Below are 23,820 nucleotides of genomic sequence, written 5' to 3'. Positions count from 1 at the left end.
AAAACATTCGAATTCTTAAAGGATTCTAAAACTGTTTTTGTTTTAGGGTATAATTTTGTTGTATTCAATTCTTCCTGCGTAAGCCTCCTTTCCTTTGGCCCCTCTCTGTATTCCTTTAAAGAATTAGTATTTACCAGCGTGTTATCCAGATCAAATAATACTGCCTCAATTGAATTATTCATAATCTTCTCTTAACAAATGAATTTGCTGTGATTGAATTAATAGGCTAAGCGTAATATAAATCACACGAAACTCTAAGGGTTAAATATAAAATCGGAGTACCATGCCAGCATATTTTTCCGCATTGACAAATATACTGCATGATTGTAAGTACCTCGGATAGTGTTTTTATCCACATGAGCTAACTGGATTTCAATCCACGCACTGTTGAAACCTTGCTCATGGAGGATAGTCGACATTGTGTGTCTAAACCCATGTCCAGTGAGTCTCCCACCATAGCCGATTCTCTTGATAACCTGATTGATACTCGCTTCACTCATAGGCTTGTTCGGATCATTCCGCCCCGGAAAAACATAACGATAGTTCCCTGTCATTATCTTGAGTTCACTGAGCAAATCTAACGCCTGATGTGATAGAGGCACAAGATGTGGCCTGCGCATTTTCATCCTTTCGGCAGGAATTTCCCAAATAGCGTTATCCAGATCAAATTCTTGCCATAATGCCGCGCGTAATTCGATAGTTCTCACCCCCGTTATCATCAGTAATTTAGTGGCTATCTGGACAAGCTTACTCCCGGAGTAACCCTCTAAGGCACGAAGAAAATCAGGTATTTCATCAGCTTTTAGGAACGGGAAATGATTGGATTGATGTACTTCGAGGGCACTGGAAAGATCAGCCGCAGGATTGTACTCCGCCCTACCAGTTGCAATAGCGTAGCGAAACACTTCGGAGCAACGCTGTCGCACTTTGCGCATTTTCTCCAACGCACCACGTTTCTCAATTTTACGCAGAACGTTCAGCAGCTCTAGCGGTTTAATCTCCCCCACTGGCCTTGTTCCGACATAAGGAAAAATATCGTTCTTAAACGCTTCCATGATGTCTGATGCATATCCCGCTGACCATTTAGCAGATTTAAGTTGATGCCACTCTCTGGCTATCTTTTCAAAGGCGTTCTCTGACTCTGTTTGCAGAGCCAGCTTTTGCTCTTTTCGAACCTCACTAGGGTTCTTTCCTTCTGCCACAAGTTTGCGAGCTTCATCACGACGGGAACGAGCATCGGCAAGGGTGATCGTTGGGTAAACGCCAAGCGAGATCATTTTGGGTTTACCGGCAAAGCGATAGCGGAACCGCCAGTTCTTGCTTCCATTAGGTTCTATAAGCAATGACAAGCCTTGCCCATCCCCAAGCGTATAGGGTTTATCTTCAGGCTTAGCGCGGCGAATCTGCATATCGTTTAAAGGCATGTGTATAGGAATCCAAGACCGAACAGGAACATATACACAATCCTATACACATTCTGTATCGGATTCTACTGGATGGTTACGGACAACGATGGACTTAAAATCAGTAAAATCGTTATAAAACAAGGGAGTTAAGGATGGATACGGACGTTTGAGGAAGTTGAGATGGTGCCGATAATAGGAGTCGAACCTACGACCTTCGCATTACGAATGCGCTGCTCTACCAACTGAGCTATATCGGCCCTGAGAGGCCGGTTACGAGCGTAACCACGGGGCAAAAGGTTAGATCTATCCGGGTGATGCGTCAATGCCCTTTTGAATCAAACGGCTATTTTTGCATCACCCGTGATTATTTACGCACGAATCGTATCGTCGCCGATGCCGATCCACTTGTAGGTGGTCAACGCTTCCAGGCCCATCGGACCACGCGCGTGCAGTTTCTGCGTGCTGACGGCCACTTCCGCGCCCAGACCAAACTGTCCACCGTCGGTGAAGCGGGTTGATGCGTTCACGTACACGGCAGAAGAATCCACTTCGTTTATAAAGCGGTCGGCATTGCGCAGCGTGCGCGTCAGGATGGCGTCAGAGTGCTGAGTACCATGCTCACGGATGTGCGCGATAGCGTCGTCAAGATCGGCCACGATCTTCACGTTCAGATCCAAAGACAGGAACTCGTCGTCATATTGCTCCGCGTTTACCGGCACCACCGTCGCCGGGCCGTCTTTCAGCAGCGCCAGCGCCTTCTCGTCCGCATGCAGCGTGACGCCACTCTCGGCCATCTGCTTGCTCAGGGCTGGCAGGAAGGTGTTCGCGATACCCTGATGCACCAGCAGCGTTTCAACGGTATTACAGGTGCTTGGACGCTGGGTTTTGGCATTCACAATAATCTTCAGCGCCGGTGCAATTTCGGCGCTCTCGTCCACCACGATATGGCACACGCCGATACCGCCGGTGATCACCGGGATCGTCGACTGCTCGCGGCACAGCTTGTGCAGGCCCGCGCCACCGCGTGGGATCAGCATGTCGATGTATTTGTCCATGCGCAGCATCTCGTTCACCAGCGCACGGTCCGGGCTTTCGATAGCCTGCACGGCACCTGCCGGTAAGCCGCACTCCTGCAGCGCCTGCTGGATGACTTTCACCGTCGCGGCGTTGGTGCGCCAGGTCTCTTTCCCGCCGCGTAGAATAGCGGCGTTACCGGTCTTCAGGCACAGGGAAGCGACATCTACCGTCACGTTCGGGCGGGCTTCATAAATCACGCCGATAACGCCGAGCGGCACGCGGCGGCGCTCCAGACGTAAACCGCTGTCGAGCAGTCCACCGTCGATTACCTGCCCGACCGGATCGGCCAGATTACAAACCTGACGGACATCGTCGGCGATGCCTTTCAGGCGTGCCGGGGTCAATGCCAGACGGTCGAGCATCGCTTCGCTCAGACCATTGCGGCGCGCTTCCAGCAGATCCTGTTCGTTGGCGAGGAGGATTTCCTGCGACTGCGATTCCAGATAATCAGCGATTTTTTCCAGCACGCGGTTTTTCTCGCGGCTGGAAAGGAGCGCCAGTTTGTAAGAGGCGGCCTTGGCGGCGGCACCCATTTGTTCCAGCATTTTCTGGCTCCTTAACGAATAATCATGTCGTCACGATGCACGGCAACCGGGCCATACTCGTAACCCAGAATGGCGTCGATCTGCTGCGAGTGGTGACCCGCAATACGGCGCAGAGCATCGCTGTTATAGCGGCTGACGCCGTGAGCGATGTCGCGACCTTCAAGGTTACGGATACGGATAACTTCACCACGGGAGAAGTTGCCTGTCACGTTTTTAATTCCTTTAGGAAGCAATGAACTCCCTCTTTCCAGAATCGCCGCGGTCGCCCCTTCATCCACGGTCAGTTCACCTGCCGGCGGCGCGCCGAAAATCCAGCGTTTGCGGTTTTCCAGCGGGGATTCCTGGGCGTGGAAGCGCGTGCCGACGGAAATGCCTTCCATCACGTCGCCAATGACGCCAGGACGGCTGCCGGCCGCAATGATGGTGTCGATCCCGGCGCGGCAGGCCACATCCGCCGCCTGCAGTTTAGTGCCCATGCCGCCCGTTCCCAGGCCAGAGACGCTGTCGCCGGCGATGGCGCGCAGCGCATCGTCAATGCCGTGTACATCGGTAATCAGTTCAGCTTCCGGGTTGGAGCGCGGGTCTGCGGTAAACAGCCCCTGCTGGTCGGTCAGGAGCAAGAGCTTGTCGGCACCGGCCAGGATCGCCGCCAGCGCAGAGAGGTTATCGTTATCACCCACTTTGATTTCAGCGGTAGCCACGGCGTCGTTTTCGTTAATCACCGGGACGATATTGTTGTCCAGCAGCGCGCGCAGCGTATCGCGGGCGTTCAGGAAGCGTTCTCTGTCTTCCATATCCGCGCGCGTCAGCAGCATCTGCCCGACGTGAATGCCATAAATTGAGAACAACTGTTCCCAGAGTTGAATGAGTCGGCTTTGTCCCACGGCGGCCAGCAGCTGTTTAGAGGCGATCGTCGCGGGGAGTTCGGGGTAACCCAGATGTTCACGCCCGGCGGCAATCGCCCCGGAGGTCACAATAACAATACGATGCCCTGCGGCATGCAGCTGAGCGCACTGACGCACAAGCTCAACAATGTGGGCGCGATTTAGGCGGCGCGATCCGCCTGTTAAAACACTGGTGCCGAGTTTTACCACCAGCGTCTGGCTGTCACTCATGATTCTCTGCCGTTCAACGATAAGGGAAAGTGATGTCGAACGAACGTTTTAACAGGTGTCAGGCCCGTTGCCAACTGCCACAGCACATCGCGAAACACTTTGTTGCGCGGGATCAGGAAGCGTAGCGGCGGATTTTGACAATTTTATTACCGAAATAATAAATCACAGTTTTTTAAAATTAATCTTAATTTGTCATAAAAGTTTCATTCCGTAACGTTAAAACCCTTTCTGTTTTTTCACGGGACTTAAGCATGAGCTTATCGTCCAGCGAATTTTTAAGCGCGTTTATAAGACAGGATCGAAAATGAAAAAGAGCACTCTGGCATTAATGGTTATGGGCGTTGTGGCTTCCGCATCTGTTCACGCTGCCGAAGTTTATAATAAAAACGGTAACAAACTGGACGTGTACGGCAAAGTTAAAGCAATGCACTACATCAGCGATGACGATTCAAAAGATGGTGACCAGACATATGTGCGTTTCGGTTTTAAAGGTGAAACTCAGATTAACGATCAGCTGACGGGCTATGGCCGTTGGGAAGCGGAATTTGCGGGCAACAAAGCAGAGAGCGACTCCACTCAGAAAACGCGTCTGGCATTCGCCGGTCTGAAGCTGAAAGACTTTGGTTCTCTGGATTACGGTCGTAACCTGGGCGCGCTGTATGACGTGGAAGCGTGGACCGATATGTTCCCTGAGTTTGGCGGCGACTCTTCCGCGCAGACCGATAACTTCATGACCAAGCGTGCAAGCGGTCTTGCCACTTACCGTAACACCGACTTCTTTGGCGCGGTTGATGGTCTGGATATGACCCTGCAATATCAGGGTAAAAACGAAAACCGCGACGTCAAAAAACAGAACGGTGACGGTTTTGGTACGTCTCTGACCTATGACTTTGGCGGCAGCGATTTCGCGGTAAGCGGCGCGTACACCAACTCTGACCGTACCAACGCGCAGAACCTGCTGACCCGCGGCGAAGGCAAAAAAGCCGAAGCCTGGGCAACCGGTCTGAAATATGATGCGAACGATATCTACCTGGCGGCGATGTACTCCGAAACCCGCAATATGACCCCAATTTCTGGCGGCTTTGCCAATAAAGCGCAGAACTTTGAAGTGGTCGCACAATATCAGTTCGATTTCGGTCTGCGTCCATCCCTGGGTTATGTCCAGTCTAAAGGCAAGGATATCGAAGGCATTGGCGATGAAGATCTGGTGAAATATATCGACGTCGGCGCGACCTATTATTTCAACAAAAATATGTCCGCGTTTGTTGATTATAAAATCAACCAAATTGATGACGATAACAAACTGGGCGTGAGCAGCGATGATATCGTTGCCCTGGGTATGACCTACCAGTTCTGAGTCGGCAGTAATAAAAAAACCGGCATTAAGCCGGTTTTTTTGTGCCCGGAGGCGCTGCGCTTACCGGGCCTGCGGGATCATCACCCGGCATTATTTCATTTTTACGCCGTCAATTTCGCCTTTTCACTGGAAAAATCATCGGCAGGCTCAAGCTTCAGGTCCAGCGTGGCCAGTAAATCGCGCGCCTTGTCGTGGAACTCTTTCAGGGTATATTCCAGGCGGTCAATCACTTCCTGATCTTTGATGGTGGTGGCCTGCCAGTTGCCGTCTTTATTAAACAGGCCAAACTGGTAGCTGTAGGTAAAACGTTTCTCTTCTGCTTCCATTTCCATCCACCAGCCCCAGAATTCACGTTTTTCGGGTGCAGGCTTCACGTTGACGCATACAGCCAGGCAGTCGAAAAAAAAGCGATTCTCTTCACACTGCTCTTCTCGAATATACGGGCCAAGAGCCATGAACTTCTTAATCAATCTACTTTTCGGGTGTCCACTCGGTAACGTCATTACGATCTCCTTTTGTGAAGCCACTGTTTTACCAAACCATCAAAATTTAGCAATCTCTTAACACAATCTCTGGGCGATCCAACGCGTAATCTCTTTTAATGCTTTGTCAAAATTCTGATACACCGGGCTGAAGGGAACTTCCAGCAATTTGCCATCCGCAGATGACGATGTGATTAAGCGTGACTCCTCTTCCGGGCTGAACGGATCGTTTTTCCAGAAGCCGGACAGCATCGGCGTTGGACACCGGCGTCCCAGCAGGCCCTGCGTTTTTAACGAATAGCGATTGAGTTCCACGCGCAGCGCTTCGTCTGAAGCATCATGCATGCCAAGGCGGCTGGCCAGTACGTCGAGGTACATTTCCGGCACGCTGCCCTGACGGGCAGGATCGCTGAGCAGAGCGTGAACCACCGGCCCAAGACAGGCTACGGCCTTCAGGCGTGACGCCTCAAGATAGGCCAGACGCACGGCCACGTTCGCCCCAAAGCGGAAACCAAACGCCGCGACGCGGGTGTGGTCGACCCAGGGAATGTTTTCCAGCGCTTTCAGCGCATGCTGGTGCAGAAGACTGGAATCCTGCGTCAATTTCCATTTAGAGGAAAAACCGATAGAGGGCATATCAAGCGTCAGCATCGCGATCCCTTTTGGGGCGAAGTAACGCTCATACAGGCTGTAATAGTCGATTTGCAGCGAATCCAGCCCACCGCACATCAGCACGGTCGGAAACGGGCCGTCGCCTTCAGGCATATGCAGGAACCCAGTCACGGGCGCGCCGCCGGGGATGGTGAACTCAAGCTCGCGCATCCGGCCCGGCAAGCGTTGGGCAGCCTCTTCATAGGCACGGTTTGCCAGCGCCTGCGCCTGCTCTGCCAGCTCATCCCCTTTTAAGTGCGGATAGGCGGCAATGGCGTAAAGATTGGCTGCGTGCAGCCAGTGCTTGCCGCTGAGGGTGGCGTCCTCTTCCTGGCTGGCTTTTTGCTGCCAGAGCATCGCCTGTTTCGACCATTCGTAGATCCAGTTGCCACCGCGGTAACCCACCACCGTATCGTAGAGTTCGCTGTCGGTACGTTCGGCTTCACTCATGACGATACGCGCCTGCACATCGAGGATTTCACGCGGATCGATACCGCGCCAGATCCACATCAGGCGGTTAATCATGCGATACCAGTGAGGCACGTTTTTACCGTCTAATGCAGACTGGACGGCAGGCTGGTTCCCCGGATTGAAGCGACGCACCAGCGTCGAGGTTTCAGGGTGCTTGAAACGGGGTTTGAAGAGTGTCTCGGTGAGATTCGCCTGCGTCATTGCGTTGCCTCCATGGATACGTCATATAGTGTCCATTGTAACGCGTGGCAGAATAAAAAGAACAACGCCCGGCATAGCCGGGCGTGTAAAGTTACGTACGGAAATTAACGGCCGGAAATAGGCGGTACGAAGACCACGCCCATGTCCCATGGCTGTTCAATCCAGGTATCCTGTGGGATATCAATCACGTAATCATCCACCAGTGGGCGGCCCGCCGGTTTCGCGAAGATGGTGACGAAGTGCGCTTTTGGGTACATTTCGCGGATAGCCACCGCGGTACCGCCGGTATCCACCAGGTCATCAATAACGATGAAACCTTCACCGTCGCCTTCCGCGCGTTTCAGCACTTTCAGCTCACGCTGGTTGTCGTGGTCATAGCTGGAGATGCAGACGGTATCGACATGACGAATACCCAGCTCACGCGCCAGCAGCGCCCCCGGTACCAGACCGCCACGGCTAACGGCAATAATGCCTTTCCACTGTTCAGAAGGCATCAGACGCGCGGCCAGTTTGCGTGCGTGGATCTGCAACATGTCCCAGGTGACGACGTATTTTTCGCTCATGTGAAGTGTCCCAGCCTGTTTTTATACGGCTTAAAAAGTGTTCGAGGGGGAAATAGGTTGCGCGAGATTATAGAGATCTGACGCACTAAAAACCAGTGTTTAGCGCCCTCTGCCTGAGTTTTTACATGCTTTATGCTACCAGCCATCGGAGAAAGTGGTATTCTCAGTTGCATCTCGCAAGCCTGACTTGTGGTAACTATTAACCTGCTAACCCTGTGACCTGCAACTCGCTTTGCAGGGCATCGACAAGGAGACTTATCGTGTCTGAACTGTCTCAATTATCTCCCCAGCCGCTGTGGGATATTTTTGCCAAAATCTGCTCCATTCCACACCCGTCTTACCATGAAGAACAGCTTGCCGAACATATTATGGGTTGGGCGAAGGAAAAAGGTCTGCACGCTGAACGCGACCAGGTTGGCAACATTCTGATCCGCAAACCGGCGACCGCAGGCATGGAAAACCGTAAACCGGTTGTGCTGCAGGCGCACCTGGACATGGTGCCACAGAAAAACAACGACACCGTTCACGACTTCACGAAAGACCCGATCCAGCCGTACATCGACGGCGACTGGGTGAAAGCGCGCGGCACCACGTTGGGTGCAGATAACGGTATCGGTATGGCCTCTGCGCTGGCGGTACTGGCGGACGACAGCGTTCAGCACGGTCCACTGGAAGTGCTGCTGACCATGACCGAAGAAGCGGGCATGGACGGTGCGTTCGGTCTGCAGGCGAACTGGCTGCAGGCGGATATTCTGATCAACACCGACTCTGAAGAAGAAGGCGAGATCTACATGGGCTGCGCGGGCGGGATTGATTTTATCTCTACCCTGCCGCTCTCCCGTGAAGCGGTGCCTGCTGGCTTCCAGACCTTCAAGCTGACGCTGAAAGGGCTGAAAGGCGGCCACTCCGGCGGTGATATTCACTTAGGCCTGGGCAACGCCAACAAACTGCTGGCACGCTTCCTGGCGGGCCACGCGGCTGATCTGGACCTGCGTCTGGTCGATTTCAACGGCGGTACGCTGCGCAACGCAATCCCACGTGAAGCGTTCGCGACGGTAGCCGTTCCAGCTGCCAGAGCGGACGAGCTGAAAAAGCTCTCCAGCGTCTATCTGGATATCCTGAAAAACGAACTGTCCGCGAAAGAGAAGAACCTGACCGTAGTGCTGGAGTCTGTGTCCACGGATAAAGCCGCGCTGACCACCCAGTCTCGTGACACCTTTATTCAGCTGTTAAACGCGACGCCAAACGGCGTGATCCGCAACTCAGACGTCGCGAAAGGCGTGGTTGAAACCTCTCTGAACGTGGGTGTGGTCACCATGGGCGACGACAGCGCAGAGATCATCTGCCTGATCCGATCGCTTATCGACACCGGTAAAGAGTACGTAGTGAGCATGCTGGAATCTCTGGGCACGCTGGCCGGTGCGAAAACCTCTGCCAAAGGCAGCTACCCAGGCTGGCAGCCGGACGCAAGCTCCCCGGTGATGGCACTGGTGCGTGAAACATACCAGCGTCTGTTCAACAGCACCCCGAACATTCAGGTGATCCACGCGGGTCTGGAATGTGGTCTGTTCAAGAAGCCGTACCCGAACATGGATATGGTCTCCATTGGGCCAACCATTACCGGGCCGCACTCGCCGGATGAGCAGGTTCACATTGAAAGCGTGGGCCATTACTGGACCCTGCTGACTGAACTGCTGAAAGCGATTCCTGCTAAGTAATACCCTCACCCCAGCCCTCTCCCAAAGGGAGAGGGTGAACAACGTCGCGCCACTGGCCTTTTTACAATCCCAATACCAGCTGACGTTCTAGCTGCGGATCCAGCAAGGTAACGTGTAACCCCACCAGCCTGACCCCTCGCCCGCCCCGACGTTCATCCCAGGCCCTTTTCGCCGTCGCGATGAGATCCTCTTTATTCAGGCGCGGCCAGACGTGCTCCTGAGTCGTCTGCTGAAAATCATTGAACTTAAGCTTCACGCCCTGACGGGCAATCAGCAGGTCCGGTTTGACCTTGATTAAGCGCCGTTCCAGCTCAGGATAGAGCTGCTCCGTAATGATGGTTTCGCATTCAGACCAGTCATGAATATCTTCAATCAGTGTGCGTTCAACCCCGACCGACTTTCGCAGCCGCTCGCTGCTGACACTGCGCTCGTCTATCCCCTGACTGCGCTCCCACAGCACGCGGCCAAATTTTCCAAAGCGTTTAAGCAGCATGGCTAAATCGCTGCGCTGTACATCTTCGCAGGTTCGCAGCCCCATGCTTTCCAGCTTTGCCGCAGAGACTTTGCCTACGCCCGGGATTTTGCCGAGCGGCAGCGTTTTTAAAAACGCCGGGACCTCTTCCGGGGTAATAACGTACTGGCCGTCGGGCTTGTTGAGATCGGACGCTATTTTGGCGAGGAACTTCACCGGTGCGACCCCTGCCGACGCGGTCAGATTCAGCTCCTGGAAGATAGTCCGGCGGATCTCCTGCGCCATCAGCGTCGCGGAGCCGTGACAGTGCACGCTGTCGGTGACATCAAGATAAGCTTCGTCCAGCGACAGAGGTTCAATCAGTGAGGTGTAGCGAGAGAAGATTTCGCGGATATGCAGGGACGCTTCTTTGTACGCCTCAAAGCGACCGGGTAAAAGCGTGAGATGAGGACAGAGCTTAAGGGCCATGGCGGTAGGCATGGCGCTGCGCACGCCAAATTTGCGCGCAGGATAGTTGGCGGTGCTGATTACACCGCGCTGGACACGGCTACCGCCAATGGCAATAGGAATATCCCGCAGCGCCGGGTTGTCACGCATCTCCACTGCGGCAAAAAAACAGTCCATATCGACATGGATTATTTTGCGCATTACGACCACCACACATGTATTTATATACAGTATATCAAAGTCTAAAAAATGCGACAGCAGATTTACCTTCTCTTATTTGTCATAAAAATATGATACAAAAAACAACACGTAACTTGTTGTATATATTAATTTTTTATGTGAATAAGGATATAAATTCATGAGAAAAATACTCGCGCTCTCTCTGCTGCTCGTGACGGGAACGAGCTTCGCTGGCCCACAGATCGTTGCTCACCGGGGCGGAACAGCCGATGCGCCAGAAAACACAGTACAAGCGATCAAACTGGCCTTAGAGAATCAGGCTCAGGCAGTCTGGATAACCGTGCAGCTCAGTAAAGATGGCGTTCCGGTCCTGTATCGTCCTTCTGATTTAAAAGCGCTGACGAACAAAACAGGCAAAATCTCGGACTACACGCTTGCGGAGTTATCGGCAGTTGACGCTGGCTGGAGCTGGGGCGGTGAAACCCATCCGTGGCGTGGCAAAGGGGTGACGATCCCCACCCTGAAAAGCGTGCTGGAAACCTGGCCACAAACCCGGTTTTATATTGATATCAAATCACCTGACGCCGATCCGGCCACGATGGGAAAAGCGCTTCTTGCGGTGCTTAATGAGACACAGAGTCTGGGGCGGGTGAGGGTTTATTCTACTGAGGACCGTTATCTTGCCTCGCTTCCGGCAGCAATCCCACACTTTGTTACCCGAAGTGAAACGCGCTCCAGGCTGGTAACGGTATCGCTGAGCCACCAGTGCCTGCCACCAGAGCAGACGATGCAGGAGTACTGGTACGCGCTAGAGCTGAACAGAACCGTTGACGTGGTTGAGAAATTTACCCTTGGTGAAGGGGTGTCCCGCTCAACCCTCACATGGGATAAAGAATCCATGGACTGTTTCCGCTCGCAGGGCAACAGTCACGTTATCTTGCTGGGCGTGAACACCGCCGAAGATTATAAAAAGGCAGAGGCGCTGCAGGCGGATGCGGTGATGGTCGACTCGCCCGCCGCCGCAAAAGCGTGGGCTAAATAAGCCAGCAGGCCGCAATAATGCGGCCTGCTGTTATCGTTACGTCGCGATTTACAAAATTCGGCGCTGCTGCTCCCGCGCCATCCTTTTTTTACGGGCATCGCACGGTTCCGGGCAGTCGCAGACTTTTTCCATGCCAATGGACGAGATCCCACCGCAGCTGCCCTGAATGCTTTTGCGCTTGATGATCCAGCCTAACGACATGCCGAATATGACCAGTACAAAGACCGCGAAGGTTGCCAGAAACGTCAGCATCATCAGCCTCCAAAATCATCCAGCAGGATGTTCTCATCTTCCACGCCCAGATCTTTAAGCATCTTGATCACTGCGGCGTTCATCACTGGCGGACCACACATATAAAACTCGCAGTCTTCCGGCGCAGGATGCTGTTTGAGGTAGTTTTCATACAGCACGTTGTGGATGAAGCCCGTATGGCCGGTCCAGTTATCTTCCGGCTGCGGATCGGAGAGCGCCACATGGAAGGTGAAGTTAGGGTTTTCACGCGCCAGCTGTTCGAACTCATCATCATAGAACATCTCACGCAGCGAACGCGCCCCGTACCAGAAGCTGATTTTACGCTGACTGCCAAGCCGCTTGAGTTGGTCGAAAATGTGCGAACGCATCGGCGCCATACCTGCACCACCGCCGATAAATACCATTTCGGCATCGGTCTCTTTCGCAAAGAACTCGCCAAACGGGCCGGAGATGGTCACCTTGTCGCCCGGTTTTAATGACCAGATATACGATGACATGACGCCCGGCGGCGCATGCGGTACCGCTGGCGGCGGCGTGGCGATACGCACGTTAAGCATGATGATACCCTTCTCTTCCGGGTAGTTCGCCATGGAGTAAGCACGAAGCGCGGGCTCTTTAACCTCAGAGACAAAGCGGAAGAGGTTGAATTTATCCCAGTCGGCACGGTATTCATCAGGCACGTCGAAGTCAGCATAGGCTACGGTGTGCTCCGGACATTCAATCTGGATATAGCCCCCCGCCCGGAACGGAACGCTCTCTCCTTCAGGCACCCGCAGTTTAAGCTCTTTGATAAACGTGGCTTTGTTATCATTGGAGATAACTTCGCATTCCCATTTTTTAACGCCGAAAATCTCCTCCGGCAGTTCAATTTTCATGTTCTGGCGCACCGCGACCTGGCAGGCCAGACGGCAGCCCTCTTTCGCCTCACGCTTGGTGATGTGCGACAGCTCAGTGGGCAGAATATCGCCACCGCCCTCTTTCACCTTTACGCGGCACTGCCCGCAGGAGCCACCGCCGCCGCAGGCCGAAGAGACGAAGATGCCGTTGCCGGCAAGCGTATTCAGCAGTTTATCGCCGGCTGGTGTGCGGATCTGGTTTTGCGGTTCATCGTTGATATCGATAATGACATCGCCGGAATTCACCAGCTTCGCGCGCGCCACCAGAATCAACCCCGACAGCACCAGTACAATCAGCGTGAACATCGCCACGCCAAGCATAATTTCCATCAGTTAGCCCTTATAGCTGCACACCGGAGAAGGACATAAAGCCCAGCGCCATGAGACCGGTGGTGATAAAGGTGATCCCTAAGCCACGCAGGCCTGCAGGCACGTTGGCATATTTCATTTTTTCGCGGATCCCCGCCATGGTGACGATAGCCAGCATCCAGCCGATCCCGGAGCCGAAACCATACACAATTGATTCGCTGAAGTTGTAATCACGCTGAACCATAAACGAGACGCCACCGAAGATGGCGCAGTTCACCGCGATCAACGGCAGGAAGATCCCCAGCGCGTTGTAGAGTGACGGGAAATACTTATCAAGGATCATCTCAAGGATTTGCACCAGCGCCGCAATCACACCGATAAAGGTGATGAAGTTCAGGAAGCTGAGATCCACCCCCTCCACCAGCGCGCTGTCGCGCAGGACAAAATTGTACACCAGGTTGTTGATCGGCACCGACAGGCCAAGCACCACGGTAACCGCTATGCCCAGGCCAAATGCTGTCGATACCTTTTTGGACACGGCAAGGAACGTACACATGCCGAGGAAGAACGCGAGCGCCATGTTTTCAACAAACACCGCGCGCACAAATAAACTCAGGTAATGAGCCATTGTCGGTTACTCCTTTTCCTGCTGTTCTGGCTTCAGGGTACGAATTAGCCAGATCAGCAAACCGATAATGAAAAATGCGCTTGGAGCCAGCAGGAACAGGCCGTTTGGCAGATACCAGCCGCCATTCTGTACCGTGTCCAGCACCGTGATGCCAAACAGCTTACCGCTGCCAATCAACTCACGCAGGAACCCTACGGACAGCAGGATCACGCCGTAGCCGAGGCCGTTGCCGATGCCGTCCATAAAGCTCGCCAGCGGGGGCATTTTCATGGCATAGCCTTCTGCACGCCCCATCACGATACAGTTGGTGATAATCAGGCCCACAAATACCGAAAGCTGTTTCGATATTTCATAGGCAAAGGCTCGCAGCAGCTGATCGACCACGATCACCAGCGAGGCGATGATCGCCATCTGCACGATGATCCTCACGCTGTTGGGGATATGGTGGCGGATCATCGAGATAAACATGCTGGAAAACGCGGTTACCAGCGTTACTGCCAGCGTCATCACCACCGCCGTTTCCAGCTTGGTGGTCACCGCCAGGGCTGAACACACACCCAGCACCTGCAGCGTTATCGGGTTATTGGCTAAAAGTGGGCCAATCAGCACCTTTTTAACTTCTTTCAGTTCACCCGTATCAGCCATGGTTCAGCGCTCCTTCACGTACATTTTTCAGGAAAGGACCAAAACCGAGTTCGCCCATCCAGAAATCAAAACTGTGCTGCACCCCTTTGGAGGTGAGCGTGGCCCCGGATAGCCCGTCAACGGCATAGACATCGTCAGGACGCGCAGACCCTTTCATCACCTTCAGCGCAGGCGCTCCGCTGTCGTCGAGCACTTTCTTCCCGACAAACTGCGCGCGCCAGTTAGGGTTCTCCACTTCGCCACCGAGCCCCGGCGTTTCACCCTGGTCATAGTAGGTGATGCCTTTCACGGTGCGGCCATCCGTATCAAGCGCCACGAAGGCGTACATCATTGACCACAGGCCGTTGCCGTAGATGGGCAGCACCACTTCCTGCACCTGTTTTTGCTCATCACGTACGAGGTAGATTTCAGCCAGATTGCTGCGACGCTTAATGCCCGCCGGATCCTGAGATGCGTCCAGCGTCATGCTCATCTGCGGGTCTTTTAATGCCAGCGCCTGGTTGTATTTCGCCGGATCTTTATCCAGCAGTTGACCCGTTTTTAAATCCACCAGACGCGCGGTGATGCGCTCAGCAAAGACGGCCGACACATCGTCTGCACTCATCCCTTCCTGCATCAGCCCGGCGACGGCCAGGATGTTGCGCTGTTTATCCAGCGCGCGCTGCTCCTGCTGTCGCGGCTTTAACCCCACGGCAGAACCAGCCACCACAATGGAACAGACCAGACACAGGACCAGCACCACCAGCAGCGTTTTGCCGATGCTGTCGTTATTTTTGATTTCAGCCACGTGCCTTCCTCCGCTTAATGTTGGCGCGCACGACCAGATAATCGAACAGTGGTGCAAACAGGTTGGCAAACAGAATGGCCAACATCATCCCTTCCGGATAGGCCGGGTTGACCACACGAATCAGGACACACATCACCCCGATGAGCACGCCATAGCTCCATTTCCCTCTGTCAGTAAAGGAAGCAGAGACCGGATCGGTGGCCATGAACATCATGCCGAAGGCGAAACCGCCCAGCACCAGATGCCAGTACCAGGGCATGGAGAACATCGGGTTGGTGGCGGAACCGATAAGGTTGAACAGTGTGGCAGTCAGCACCATGCCGATCATGACACCGGCGACAATCCGCCAGGAGGCCACGCGACCAAACAGGATGATCGCCCCGCCAATCAAAATCATCAGCGTGGAGACCTCCCCAATGGAGCCCGGGATGTTGCCCATAAACGCATCAAACCAGGTAACGGGTTGGCCTGTCGCATTGTTCACCAGCGTTTCACCGCCGTGCGCCGCCCATTGTGAAAGCGGTGTCGCCCCAGAGAAGCCGTCCGCAGCGGTCCAGACCAGATCGCCGGAGATTTGCGCCGGATAGGCAAAGAACAAGAACGCACGCCCTGCCAGCGCAGGGTTGAGGAAGTTACGCCCGGTTCCCCCGAAGATCTCTTTCGCGATGACCACACCAAAGCTGATCCCCAGCGCGGCCTGCCAGAGCGGTAACGTTGGCGGGACAATCAGGGCAAACAGAATGGAAGTAACAAAGAAGCCTTCGTTGATCTCATGTTTACGAATAATGGCAAACAGCACTTCCCAGAACCCACCCACGATAAATACCGTGATGTAGATCGGCAGGAAGAACACCGCCCCCAGCGTCATCATGCTGACCCAGCCCGCGTCTGGGGCAAAACTCACGCCAAGCGACTGCGCCAGACGGTAATGCCAGTCAGACTGGATCACCTGCGCCAGTTGCTGAGCATCGTACAGATGATGCAGCGCCGGAATGGTCTGCAGCCCCACGTTGTACATGCCCCAGAACATTGCCGGGAAGACGGCAAACCAGACCAGAATCATCATTCGCTTCAGGTCGATGGCGTCACGAACGTGCGCCGCGCCTTTCGTCACCAGACCTGGCGTGTAGAAAATGGTCGTCGTCGCTTCATACAGCGGGTAGTACTTCTTCAGTTTACCCTCGGTAAAATGCGGCTCTATTTTTTCAAAGAGGTGTTTTAAGCCCATGGTTATCCTTCCTGCTCAATGCGGGTTAACACCTCGCGCAATACCGGTCCATATTCGTATTTTCCCGGACAGACATAGGTACAGAGCGCCAGATCTTCTTCGTCCAGCTCCAGGCAACCCAGCGCCTGGGCGCTGTCGGTGTCCCCGGCAAGCAGATCGCGCAGCAGCACGGTGGGCAGAATATCAAGCGGCATAACACGCTCGTAGTTGCCAATCGGCACCATGGCACGCTCACCGCCGTTTGTGCTGGTGGAGAAGTTGAACAGCTTATGACGCAGGAAGTGGCCGAGCGTGGTGCGGGTGACGGAATACTTTTCTGCACCTGGCAGCACCCAGCCGAAGAGCTCTTTCTCACGCCCTTCCAGCACAATGCTCACCTGCAGATGGAAGCGTCCCAGATAGGCCTGCGGCCCAACGGCATGACGGCCGCTGAGTACCGAACCGGAAATCAGACGGTTTTCACCCGCTTTGGTTTCGTCGTCCAGCAGTTCATTGATATCCGCACCCAACAGCGTTGTCACCAGGCGCGGGTTTGCCGCCTGCGGCCCGCCAATCGCGATCACTCGCTCTGTGCAGAGCTTACCGGTGGTAAAGAGTTTGCCGATGGCAATCACGTCCTGATAGTTAAGGTGCCAGACCTGTTTTGTCAGGCTGACCGGCTCAAGGAAGTGAATATGCGTTCCCGCCAGCCCCGCCGGATGCGGGCCTGCAAATTCATTAAACGTCACCTGTCCCTGCGGATGGCCGCCAAGTTTACCGGCACTGGCCTGGCACACGTGGACTTTCCCGGGCGTCAGCCGCGTGAGAACGGTCAGCCCGGCATCAAAGGCCTGACGTTGTGCCAGAATAACCGGCTGTGGGTCTGCACTGAGTGGGTTGGTGTCGATTGCCGTAACGAAAATAGCGGCCGGAACCGTGCCAGGCACAGGCGTTTTGCTGAAAGGGCGTGTGCGAAATGCGGTCCACAAACCGGCGTCCAGCAGTTGCGCCTGAACGGTTTCACGGCTCAACGCCGCGAGGTCTGCGGCCTCATAATGGGCAAACTCACGCTGTTCATCCCCTTCAATGCGGATAACCACCGACTGCAACACGCGGCGTTCGCCACGGTTGATCGCCACAACGGTGCCGCTGGCAGGGGCGGTAAACATCACGCCGGGATTTTTTTTATCTTCGAAGAGCGCCTGCCCTTTAATGACGCGATCGTCCTGCTGGACCAGCATTGAGGGGCGCATCCCCACGTAATCGTCGCCCAGAATGGCAACATGGCGAACGCTTGCGCCTGCCGAAACGTGCTGTTCGGGCACGCCTGCGATGGGCAGGTCAAGTCCTTTTCTTATTTTAAACATGTGGTTAGCAAGTTTCCGTGAACAACTATTCTGAGGGCGTGAAGTGTACCATTTCCGGCGTTTTCCGGGCAGATAAAACTCAGCTGCAGGTGTCAAATTGCGAACTGATACGCAAAGTTCCTGGAGCCAGCGCGATTTTGATGGGTTATAAAGTAAAACTAATTTGTAAACTAACAGCTCCGCTCTTGCGAAAATCTATAGCGGTGCTAATGTGAGCGTTCCTAACAGATTAATCTGATTTCGGGTCTCTTTTGCCGTTCTGGCAAGTTGGTCTTAGTTTTATCAAGGAACTTGTAGTATGCGTAAAATCGCATTGTTCATTGCGATGCTCCTGATTCCGTGCGTGTCGTTTGCCGGGCTGCTCAGCAGCAACAGTTCAACCACGCCTGTGAGCAAAGAATATAAACAGCAGCTAATGGGATCCCCCGTTTATATTCAAATCTTCAAGGAAGAACGCACACTCGACCTGTTTGTGAAAATGGGTGAGACATATCAGCTGCTCGACAGCTACAAGATTTGTAACTATTCCGGTGGTCTGGGGCCAAAACAGCGTCAGGGCGATTTCAAAAGCCCGGAAGGGTTTTACAACGTTCAGCGTAACCAGCTAAAGCCGGATAGCCGTTTCTATAAAGCGATTAATATCGGCTTCCCGAATGCCTTTGACCGTGCGCACGGTTACGAAGGTAAGTATCTGATGATCCACGGTGCCTGTGTGTCCATCGGCTGTTACGCGATGACCGATTCCGGCATTGATGAGATTTTCCAGTTTGTCACGGGCGCACTGGTCTTTGGTCAGCCAAACGTTCAGGTCAGCATCTATCCGTTCCGCATGACCGATGCCAACATGGCGCGTCACAAGTACTCTTACTACGCGGATTTCTGGAAACAGCTAAAACCGGGCTATGACTATTTCGAGCAGACGCACAAGCCGCCTGTCGTCTCGGTTGTGGATGGCCGTTATGTGGTCAGCAAACCGCTGAGCCACGAAGTTGTCCACCCACAGCTGGCATCAAATTACACGGTCCCCGAGACAAAATAACACCCACTCGCCTGGCATAATCTTCTGCCAGGTCTCGTTGCCGGTCAGCGGCTGCGTGGCGATAACAGTGACCACATCGTTTGGTGTGGTCTCTTTCTGAAAATCAATTTCCACATCCTGATCGAGCAGCTTTGCCACGCCAAACGGTGCACGGCGGGTGATCCAGAACAGGTTCGTCGAGCAGAACGCCATCACATAGCGCCCGTCAGACAACAGCATGTTAAACACGCCCTTCTCGCGCAGTTCAGACGCCAGCGACGCAATATATTTAAATACCGCCGCCATGTTGCCAGGGGTGCGCGGATAACGCTCTGTCAGCTTATGCAGCAGCCAGCAAAAGGCTTTTTCGCTGTCGGTTTCGCCAACCGGGCGAAAATTACCGGTCTCCAGCGACTTATAGCCCGTAAGTTGCCCGTTATGCGCGTAGGTCCAGTTACGGCCCCACAGCTCACGGGTAAACGGATGGGTGTTTTCGAGCGCCACTTCGCCGCGGTTTGCCTGACGAATATGGGCGATGACCGAACAGGATTTAATGGGGTAATCCTGCACCAGCTTGGCAATCGGTGAGTTAAAGCTGGGTTGTGGATCCTTGAACGTGCGACACCCTTTGCCTTCGTAGAAGGTGATACCCCAGCCGTCTTTATGCGGCCCGGTTCCCCCACCGCGCTGTACCAGCCCGGTGAAACTAAAGCAGATATCGGTTGGCACATTGGCGCTCATCCCGAGCAGTTCGCACATAGATTACCTCCACTCCACAACTGCGGGGGGCACCGGTGCCCCCCAGCGAAGCCTTACTTAACCATCTCTTTTTCGATCAGCTGGATCAGGATGTGGATCACTTTGATGTGAATTTCCTGAATGCGGTCAGCATAACCGAAGTGCGGAACACGGATTTCAACGTCCGCGGTACCGTCCATCTTACCGCCATCTTTGCCCGTCAGGGTGATGACTTTCATCCCTTTTTCACGCGCCGCCGCAATCGCTTTGATCACGTTACCAGAGTTGCCAGAGGTGGAGATACCCAGCAGCACGTCACCTTCACGACCAACCGCTTCAACGTAGCGGGAGAAGATGTAGTCGTAACCGAAATCGTTGCCCACGCAGGAGATGTGGCTCACGTCGGAGATCGCAATCGCCGGGTAGCCCGGACGGTTTTCACGATAACGCCCGGTTAGCTCTTCTGCGAAGTGCATAGCGTCGCAGTGGGACCCCCCGTTACCGCAGGAGAGCACTTTGCCACCGGCTTTGAAACTGTCGGCCAGCAGGACCGCCGCGCGCTGAATAGCGTGAATATTGGCATCATCTTTCAGAAAGTTAGCCAGCGTTTCCGCCGCTTCGTTCAGTTCGTTACGAATAAGATCCTGGTACATGAGGATAATCCTTCAGTATTGATGAGATAACACAGTGGAGTGTACCGGATAGCAATAAAAGCGAGAAGCTAAAGGGATGCGAATCGTCTGACGTTTTGCGTTTTCGTGCCGGCAAACAAACGAACAATGTGAACCAGGTTGTAATTATTTTGTAAACACATTGCTAAAGGAAATAACATCAACTACAACCATATCATCACAAGTGGTCAGACCTCCTACAAGCAAGGGAGCTTTTCTTTATGATGATTTTGAGCATTCTCGCAACCGTTGTCCTGCTCGGTGTGCTGTTCTATCACCGTGTAAGTTTATTCCTGAGCAGCCTGATTCTTCTGGCCTGGACGGCTGTGCTTGGCGTCGCAGGTCTCTGGAATATCTGGCTTTTAGTGCCGCTGGCCATCATCCTTCTGCCGTTTAACTTTGCCCCGATGCGTAAGTCGATGATCTCCGCGCCGGTATTCAAAGGTTTCCGCAAAGTGATGCCACCGATGTCGCGCACCGAGAAAGAAGCGATTGACGCCGGTACCACCTGGTGGGAAGGCGATCTGTTCCAGGGCAACCCGGACTGGAAAAAACTGCATAACTACCCGCAACCGCGTCTGACAGCGGAAGAACAAGCCTTTATTGACGGCCCGGTAGAAGAAGCCTGCCGTATGGCCAATGACTTTGCCATCACCCATGAAATGGCCGACCTGCCGCCGGAGCTGTGGGGATACCTGAAAGAGCATCGCTTCTTCGCGATGATCATCAAAAAAGAGTACGGCGGTCTGGAATTCTCCGCGTACGCTCAGGCTCGCGTGCTGCAAAAACTGGCTGGCGTCTCCGGGATCCTGGCGATCACCGTGGGCGTACCTAACTCCTTAGGCCCGGGCGAACTGCTGCAGCATTACGGTACAAAAGAGCAGAAAGATCACTATCTGCCGCGTCTGGCACGCGGTCAGGAAATTCCATGCTTCGCACTGACCAGCCCGGAAGCGGGTTCCGATGCAGGCGCCATCCCGGATACCGGTGTGGTCTGCATGGGCGAATGGCAGGGCGAACAGGTGCTGGGTATGCGCCTGACCTGGAACAAACGCTACATTACGCTCGCGCCTGTCGCTACCGTGCTGGGCCTGGCGTTTAAACTCTCCGACCCGGAAAAACTACTGGGTGGTGAAGAAGATCTGGGCATTACCTGTGCGCTGATCCCCACCTCTACCCCGGGCGTTGAAATTGGTCGTCGCCACTTCCCGCTGAACGTGCCGTTCCAGAACGGTCCGACCCGCGGTCAGGATATCTTTGTCCCGATTGATTACATCATCGGTGGGCCGAAAATGGCCGGTCAGGGCTGGCGTATGCTGGTGGAATGTCTGTCCGTTGGTCGCGGCATTACTCTGCCGTCGAACTCAACCGGCGGGCTGAAATCGGTGGCGATGGGGATTGGTGCCTACGCGCACATCCGTCGTCAGTTCAAAATCTCCATCGGCAAGATGGAAGGGATCGAAGAGCCGCTGGCGCGTATCGCAGGCAACGCCTACGTGATGGATGCCGCCGCGTCGTTAATTACCTACGGCATTATGCTGGGTGAAAAACCGGCCGTACTGTCCGCGATTGTGAAGTACCACTGCACCCACCGCGCACAGCAGTCGATCATTGATGCAATGGATATCGCAGGTGGTAAAGGCATTATGCTCGGCGAAGGCAACTTCCTGGCGCGTGGCTATCAGGGCGCACCGATCGCCATCACCGTAGAAGGGGCAAACATCCTGACCCGCAGCATGATGATCTTCGGCCAGGGGGCGATTCGCTGCCATCCGTACGTGCTGGAAGAGATGGCCGCCGCGCAGAACAACGACGTGGATGCCTTCGACAAGCTGCTGTTCAAACATATCGGTCATGTAGGCAGCAATAAAGTGCGCAGCTTCTGGCTGGGTCTGACCCGCGGGCTGACCAGCGCCACGCCAACCCATGATGCGACAAAACGTTATTACCAGCATCTGAACCGGCTGAGCGCCAACCTGGCGCTGCTGTCCGACGTCTCCATGGCGGTGCTGGGCGGTAGCCTGAAGCGTCGCGAGCGCATCTCTGCCCGTCTGGGTGATGTGCTGAGCCAGCTCTACCTGGCTTCTGCGGTACTGAAACGCTACGACGACGAAGGCCGTCAGGAAGCGGATCTGCCGCTGGTGCACTGGGGGGTGCAGGATGCGCTGTATCAGGCCGAGCAGGCGATTGACGATCTGCTGGTGAACTTCCCTAACCGTCTGGTGGCAGGTGCCCTGCGCGTGGCGATCTTCCCGACCGGTCGTCATCATCTGGCGCCGTCTGACAAGCTGGATCATAAAGTGGCGAAGATCCTGCAGGTACCGAGCGCAACCCGCTCACGTATCGGCCGCGGTCAGTATCTGGCGCCAACGCCACATAACCCGGTGGGTCTGCTGGAAGAGGCGCTGCTGGACGTGATGGCCGCCGACCCGATTCACCAGAAGATCTGTAAACAGCTGGGCAAAAACCTGCCGTTTACCCGCCTGGATGAACTGGCGAAACAGGCACTGGCGGGTGGCATCATTGACAACAGCGAAGCCGCACTCCTGGTGAAAGCCGAAGAGAGCCGTCTGCGCAGCATTAACGTCGATGATTTCGAACCGGATGAGCTGGCGACACAGCCGGTAAAGCTGCCGGAGAAACACCGCAAACCTGAAGCCGCTTAACGCGTTTCGTCCTGAAAAACCCCGCCACTAGCGGGGTTTTTTATTGCCATCTTTTCTCTTTATGTCGTGCTACAGTGTCAAAAAGGGTCGTTTGAGGAGTCTGAATTGTGCCTGGTCTGAAGATTTCTATTTTGCAGCAACCTTTAGTGTGGATGGATGGCCCTGCCAACCTGCGCCACTTTGATCGTCAACTGGAAGGCATTACCGGGCGCGATGTGATTGTCCTGCCGGAGATGTTCACCACGGGCTTCGCGATGGAAGCCGCACAACAGTCGATGCCGCAGGATGAGGTGGTCGCCTGGATGCACGCCAAAGCGCAGCAGACCAACGCGCTGATCGCCGGTAGCGCCGCCCTGCAAACGGAACGCGGCCCGGTGAACCGCTTCCTGCTGGTTGAGCCGGAGGGGAAGGTCCATTTTTACGATAAACGACACCTGTTCCGCATGGCCGATGAGCATCATCACTACGAAGCCGGCAACGAACGTGTGGTGTTTGAATGGCGCGGCTGGCGTATTCTGCCGCTGGTCTGTTACGACCTGCGCTTCCCGGTCTGGTCGCGCAACCGCAACGATTACGACCTGGCGCTGTATGTCGCCAACTGGCCTGCGCCGCGCTCCCTGCACTGGCAGTCGCTGCTGGTGGCACGCGCAATTGAAAACCAGGCGTACGTGGTGGGGTGTAACCGCGTGGGAACAGACGGCAACGGACATCACTACCGGGGCGATAGCCGGGTGGTGAATCCGCAGGGCGAGATCATCGCCACCGCCGAACCGCATCAGGCGACGCGCATTGATGCCGAGCTGTCGTTGACGGCGCTGAAGGAGTATCGCGAGAAGTTCCCCGCATGGCAGGATGCGGATCCGTTTAGTATTGGGTGACATTTTCCCCTCACCCCAACCCTCTCCCAAA

The 23,820-nt window shown here is 54.5% G+C and carries 23 protein-coding genes and 1 tRNA gene; 6 read left to right on the top strand and 18 right to left on the bottom strand.

What is annotated here, in order from left to right:
* The 5 genes from M8370_RS20635 to proB form a co-directional block, all read right to left on the bottom strand.
* The coding region (locus M8370_RS20635; RefSeq protein ID WP_250021655.1) for an HAD family hydrolase at positions 1-182 on the bottom strand (182 nt) is incomplete at its 3' end.
* A 72-nt stretch (positions 183-254) separates the two neighbouring features.
* Positions 255-1,424 carry a tyrosine-type recombinase/integrase gene (locus M8370_RS20630; RefSeq protein WP_137582972.1) on the bottom strand — a complete coding sequence of 390 codons (1,170 nt, stop codon included), beginning with the start codon at positions 1,422-1,424 and terminating at the stop codon, positions 255-257.
* Between the two features lie 163 nt (positions 1,425-1,587).
* Positions 1,588-1,663: transfer RNA gene (locus tag M8370_RS20625), tRNA-Thr, on the bottom strand.
* 111 nt (positions 1,664-1,774) lie between these two features.
* Positions 1,775-3,028, bottom strand: coding sequence for a glutamate-5-semialdehyde dehydrogenase (gene proA, locus M8370_RS20620; protein ID WP_094085005.1), 1,254 nt, complete (start codon positions 3,026-3,028; stop codon positions 1,775-1,777).
* Between the two features lie 11 nt (positions 3,029-3,039).
* Entirely contained in the window at positions 3,040-4,143 is a 1,104-nt protein-coding gene (gene proB / locus M8370_RS20615) for a glutamate 5-kinase (RefSeq protein WP_013095745.1), read from the bottom strand.
* A gap of 304 nt (positions 4,144-4,447) precedes the next feature.
* Between proB and phoE the strand changes: the two genes are divergently transcribed.
* Positions 4,448-5,500 carry a phosphoporin PhoE gene (gene phoE / locus M8370_RS20610; RefSeq protein ID WP_013095744.1) on the top strand — a complete coding sequence of 351 codons (1,053 nt, stop codon included), beginning with the start codon at positions 4,448-4,450 and terminating at the stop codon, positions 5,498-5,500.
* A gap of 101 nt (positions 5,501-5,601) precedes the next feature.
* Here the strand turns inward: phoE and crl are convergent, their stop codons facing one another.
* From crl to gpt, 3 genes are all read right to left on the bottom strand, one after another.
* Positions 5,602-6,003 carry a sigma factor-binding protein Crl gene (crl, locus tag M8370_RS20605; protein ID WP_023620943.1) on the bottom strand — a complete coding sequence of 134 codons (402 nt, stop codon included), beginning with the start codon at positions 6,001-6,003 and terminating at the stop codon, positions 5,602-5,604.
* Positions 6,004-6,060: 57 nt separating this feature from the next.
* A complete protein-coding gene (frsA, locus tag M8370_RS20600) occupies positions 6,061-7,305 on the bottom strand; it encodes an esterase FrsA (protein WP_023620942.1) in 1,245 nt (414 codons plus the stop codon).
* Between the two features lie 104 nt (positions 7,306-7,409).
* The gene (gene gpt / locus M8370_RS20595) at positions 7,410-7,868 is read right to left on the bottom strand and encodes a xanthine phosphoribosyltransferase (RefSeq protein WP_003863205.1); all 459 of its coding nucleotides are present in this window, start codon (positions 7,866-7,868) and stop codon (positions 7,410-7,412) included.
* Between the two features lie 260 nt (positions 7,869-8,128).
* Here gpt and pepD point away from each other — a divergent pair, with 260 nt between their 5' ends.
* Entirely contained in the window at positions 8,129-9,586 is a 1,458-nt protein-coding gene (gene pepD / locus M8370_RS20590) for a cytosol nonspecific dipeptidase (RefSeq protein WP_250021654.1), read from the top strand.
* Between the two features lie 61 nt (positions 9,587-9,647).
* Here pepD and dinB read toward each other — a convergent pair whose 3' ends face one another.
* Entirely contained in the window at positions 9,648-10,706 is a 1,059-nt protein-coding gene (dinB, locus tag M8370_RS20585) for a DNA polymerase IV (RefSeq protein WP_038982941.1), read from the bottom strand.
* A 157-nt stretch (positions 10,707-10,863) separates the two neighbouring features.
* Between dinB and M8370_RS20580 the strand changes: the two genes are divergently transcribed.
* On the top strand, positions 10,864-11,727 hold the full coding sequence (locus M8370_RS20580) for a glycerophosphodiester phosphodiesterase family protein (RefSeq protein ID WP_250021653.1): 864 nt from the start codon (positions 10,864-10,866) through the stop codon (positions 11,725-11,727).
* Positions 11,728-11,775: 48 nt separating this feature from the next.
* On the opposite strand, the gene nqrM is transcribed toward M8370_RS20580, so the two are convergent.
* From nqrM to M8370_RS20545, 7 genes are read right to left on the bottom strand one after another with little or no spacing between them, the layout of a single operon-like run.
* Positions 11,776-11,982 (bottom strand): (Na+)-NQR maturation NqrM, encoded by a 207-nt coding sequence (gene nqrM / locus M8370_RS20575; RefSeq protein ID WP_020686315.1) that lies wholly within the window; start codon positions 11,980-11,982, stop codon positions 11,776-11,778.
* Complete coding sequence (nqrF, locus tag M8370_RS20570; RefSeq protein WP_014830784.1) at positions 11,982-13,205, bottom strand: NADH:ubiquinone reductase (Na(+)-transporting) subunit F; 1,224 nt, start codon at positions 13,203-13,205, stop codon at positions 11,982-11,984. Before nqrF ends, nqrM begins: the two co-directional genes overlap by 1 nt.
* Positions 13,206-13,215: 10 nt before the next feature.
* Positions 13,216-13,812, bottom strand: a complete 597-nt coding sequence (gene nqrE, locus M8370_RS20565; protein WP_013095734.1) for an NADH:ubiquinone reductase (Na(+)-transporting) subunit E — start codon at positions 13,810-13,812, stop codon at positions 13,216-13,218.
* Between the two features lie 6 nt (positions 13,813-13,818).
* Positions 13,819-14,457, bottom strand: coding sequence for an NADH:ubiquinone reductase (Na(+)-transporting) subunit D (locus tag M8370_RS20560; RefSeq protein ID WP_013095733.1), 639 nt, complete (start codon positions 14,455-14,457; stop codon positions 13,819-13,821).
* Positions 14,450-15,244: a Na(+)-translocating NADH-quinone reductase subunit C gene (locus M8370_RS20555; protein WP_013095732.1), complete on the bottom strand. Its 795-nt coding sequence runs from the start codon at positions 15,242-15,244 to the stop codon at positions 14,450-14,452. Before M8370_RS20555 ends, M8370_RS20560 begins: the two co-directional genes overlap by 8 nt.
* A complete protein-coding gene (locus M8370_RS20550; RefSeq protein ID WP_023620470.1) occupies positions 15,237-16,472 on the bottom strand; it encodes an NADH:ubiquinone reductase (Na(+)-transporting) subunit B in 1,236 nt (411 codons plus the stop codon). The genes M8370_RS20555 and M8370_RS20550 overlap by 8 nt, the downstream gene beginning before the upstream one ends.
* A gap of 2 nt (positions 16,473-16,474) precedes the next feature.
* Positions 16,475-17,818, bottom strand: coding sequence for a Na(+)-translocating NADH-quinone reductase subunit A (locus tag M8370_RS20545; RefSeq protein WP_020686313.1), 1,344 nt, complete (start codon positions 17,816-17,818; stop codon positions 16,475-16,477).
* Positions 17,819-18,116: 298 nt separating this feature from the next.
* Here M8370_RS20545 and dpaA point away from each other — a divergent pair, with 298 nt between their 5' ends.
* On the top strand, positions 18,117-18,857 hold the full coding sequence (gene dpaA / locus M8370_RS20540) for a peptidoglycan meso-diaminopimelic acid protein amidase (RefSeq protein WP_013095729.1): 741 nt from the start codon (positions 18,117-18,119) through the stop codon (positions 18,855-18,857).
* Here dpaA and M8370_RS20535 read toward each other — a convergent pair.
* Entirely contained in the window at positions 18,828-19,595 is a 768-nt protein-coding gene (locus M8370_RS20535; RefSeq protein WP_013095728.1) for a class II glutamine amidotransferase, read from the bottom strand. The two genes, dpaA and M8370_RS20535, sit on opposite strands and share 30 nt — an antisense overlap.
* Before the next feature lie 53 nt (positions 19,596-19,648).
* A complete protein-coding gene (gene lpcA / locus M8370_RS20530) occupies positions 19,649-20,227 on the bottom strand; it encodes a D-sedoheptulose 7-phosphate isomerase (RefSeq protein WP_013095727.1) in 579 nt (192 codons plus the stop codon).
* A gap of 239 nt (positions 20,228-20,466) precedes the next feature.
* On the opposite strand from lpcA, the gene fadE reads away from it, so the two are divergent.
* The gene (gene fadE / locus M8370_RS20525; RefSeq protein WP_250021652.1) at positions 20,467-22,911 is read left to right on the top strand and encodes an acyl-CoA dehydrogenase FadE; all 2,445 of its coding nucleotides are present in this window, start codon (positions 20,467-20,469) and stop codon (positions 22,909-22,911) included.
* A gap of 107 nt (positions 22,912-23,018) precedes the next feature.
* Positions 23,019-23,789: an amidohydrolase gene (locus tag M8370_RS20520; RefSeq protein WP_058651600.1), complete on the top strand. Its 771-nt coding sequence runs from the start codon at positions 23,019-23,021 to the stop codon at positions 23,787-23,789.
* The last annotated feature ends 31 nt before the right edge of the window (positions 23,790-23,820 follow it).

The organism is Enterobacter cloacae complex sp. OE43NF, from assembly GCF_023544405.1.
Lineage (GTDB): Bacteria > Pseudomonadota > Gammaproteobacteria > Enterobacterales > Enterobacteriaceae > Enterobacter > Enterobacter cloacae.
Note: the sequence above shows the minus strand (reverse complement) of the source record. Positions and strands in the feature narration are given on the sequence as shown.